General features: G+C 71.1%; 1 protein-coding gene and 1 tRNA gene. Both read right to left on the bottom strand.

Annotated elements, in window-relative coordinates; translation table 11 throughout:
• Window positions 1–168: 168 nt before the first annotated feature.
• Window positions 169–245 (bottom strand) — tRNA-Glu (locus VF468_16550).
• A gap of 262 nt (window positions 246–507) precedes the next feature.
• The gene (locus tag VF468_16555; protein ID HEX5879903.1) at window positions 508–1941 is read right to left on the bottom strand and encodes a hypothetical protein; all 1434 of its coding nucleotides are present in this window, start codon (window positions 1939–1941) and stop codon (window positions 508–510) included.
• Between the last annotated feature and the right edge of the window lie 274 nt (window positions 1942–2215).

Genomic DNA, 2215 nt, shown 5'->3' on the forward strand with positions numbered 1-2215 from the left:
CCCGCCGAGGTTGCCGAGCTTGCCCGCGCCGAAGAAGATGATGAAGATCACCAGGATGATCAGCCATTCCCACACGCCGAACGTCGGCATCGTGACCTCCCGCGACTGGGAGAAGGATACGCGAGGGGCCGGGAAAACAAAAAGGGCCGAGCACCTGCTCGGTCCCTCTGGTACCGCGTACGGGATTCGAACCCGTGATCTCCGCCTTGAGAGGGCGGTGTCCTGGGCCGCTAGACGAACGCGGCAAACGGCCAGTGCGCAAGGGTCAGTATATCGACGGCCGGGGCCGGGTGGCAAGGGTCAGGACGGACGAGATCGGCCGTAGGTTGAAACCTACGTCTACCTTCGTCGGTCCCTACGGGACCGGGGCCGGCCCCTTCCGGTGTGGCGTATCCATACACAATGGTAGACGTGGAATGTATTCCACGGCTGGACTTTGGCAGTTTGCGGGGGCTGTGCGCGAGGTCGGACGCGAGGCGACCGTTGACGCAGCCAGGAAGGGCGGGGTCAGGCGCGCAGGGAAGCGCTGATGGCGTTGCCGAGGGCGCCGCTGCGGGCCTCAATTAACCACCAGTCGTGGGTGGTCCTCGGGGAAACGGCCCGGAATTCGCCGCAGTGCCAGAAGGCCTGGCGGTAGCCGCGCCAGAGGGTGCCGAGCGACCAGCGTCGGGCGCCGGGCCACCAGCGGCCCGGCGGGTGGAGCGGGGCGCCGTCGAGGCCCCAGGCGCGGACGCCGGCGAGGACGAGGACGGCGTAGGCCCAGGCCTGCCAGGCGGTCACGACCTCGGTGGCGGTCGGGTTCCAGCACTGGGGCTCACCGAGACCGAAGCCAGCTTTGATCTCGCGATGGCAGACCTCGATCTCCCAGCGCTGCCAGGCCCAGCCGAGCAGGTCGGGCGCCGGGTGTGGCAGCGTCCAGCCACCGTCGGGGGTCGGCACCGCTGCGACGAGCCAGAAGGTCGGCTCGCGCCGTACCCGTGGCTGCCGCACCCCGGCCACGACCAACAGGAAGAGCGGGCGGGTCGGCGCCCGCTTGACCAGGAACGGGCCCTCGACCCGGTAGCGCAGCGGGATCGACCGCCCGCGCACCGGGAGCACGGCGTGCTGCCAGCCGGTCCGCTCCTGCAGCCAGGTCGGCGGGACCGGCGCGCGCTCACCGTACTTGCGCGGCGCGCCACGCCGTGGTCGGGGCGCGGGCTCCGGCAGGCGGAACAGGGCCCGGTTCTTGGCGCAGCGGGCCAGCAGGGTCGTGCGCGGCGGCAGGCCCGTCCACAGCTCGGCCGTGTCGTAGCTGCCGTCGCCCACCGCCAGCAGCGGCTGCTCGGCCCGCCCGGCGGCGTCGAGTTGGCCCCGCAGCCAGGCCAGCTCGGCACCGGCAGCCTGCGCCTCGGTCCGTGGCGCGGTCCGGGCCGGCACGGCCTTGGGCGGGAAGGCCGGCACCCAGCGCAGCGGCAGCGCCCGACTGTAGCCCTGCCGGGTGATCGGCAACAGCGCCGCCAGGTGGAAGAAGCGCTGGGCGCGGTGGATGCCCGGCTTCCAGCGCGGGGTCCGCGGCGCCTTCAGCCAGCTCGTCCCGGGCAGCGTCCGGCTCCAGCGCGGCACCTGCACCCCGTCGACCGCCACGACGTACGGTCCCGTGGCTGGGACCTGGGCCAGCGTCTGCCGCACCAGCTCGGCGCTCAGCGTCTCGAGATCGACCCGCGGCACGCTAAACAGCCGATACCAGGCGCTCCAATCCTGCTCGGTCACTCCCAGCACCAGCAGCACCTGGCTGATCGTGTGCCGGGCGAACGCGAACACGCTCCCGAACACCAGCGCCACACACCGCCGGTACGGACGCTCCTGCCCAAAGGCCGAGCGGTGCGCCGCCAGCAGCTCCAGCAGGCACGTCAGCAACGGCGCGACGGCCGGCTCCTCTGACCGCGTGGTAGCCTCTACCATGGGAACGTCCTCCGGTCGGGTTGGCTCTCACCTCCCGCACCTGCAGAGGACGTTCCCTTCTGTTGCCCACGCGGCACAGCGCCAAAGTCCAGACGTGGACTTCAGTCCACGTCTACCAGTGTGCCGTCGCTACGCGACTCACGACGGGGTCTACCGGTGCGTCCTGTAGGGACGCTGCGATGGTAGGCAGGGGTTTCAACCCCTGACTGGACTTTGGCGTTTCTGAGCGCCTGCGGGCGGCTCGCACCTGGGTACGAGCCGTTGGCGTGCCGAA

The organism is Actinomycetota bacterium, assembly GCA_036280995.1.
Taxonomy (GTDB): domain Bacteria; phylum Actinomycetota; class CALGFH01; order CALGFH01; family CALGFH01; genus CALGFH01.